Annotated in this window: 1 protein-coding gene; it reads right to left on the bottom strand. The window is 61.1% G+C overall.

From position 1 onward, the window contains the following. Positions 1 to 44: 44 nt before the first annotated feature. On the bottom strand, positions 45 to 262 hold a 218-nt coding region (locus SB775_RS30695; protein WP_410865042.1), incomplete at its 5' end, for a DUF7144 family membrane protein.

The following is a 262-nucleotide window of genomic DNA, read 5'->3' as shown; positions in this document are numbered from 1 at the left end:
GATGTCAAGCTTGGCTAGACCTCAGCAGACTGATCAAATAACGATCAGGCTCGCACTTCCCGTCCATGCACCGTGACCGCGTAGATCACCAGGACATCGAGCCCGATCATGATCAGTGACCACCAGGGCTGGGCGGGCAGCGACATCACGTGGCTCACCGCGTTGATCGCGACGACGATGGTCACGAGGATGCGAGCCCAGGTGCGGCCGGTCAGCAGGAAGAAGGCGAGTACGACCATGGCCAGGCCGATGATCAGCGACC

It is taken from the genome of Peribacillus sp. SIMBA_075 (genome assembly GCF_046534585.1).
Note: the sequence above shows the minus strand (reverse complement) of the source record. Positions and strands in the feature narration are given on the sequence as shown.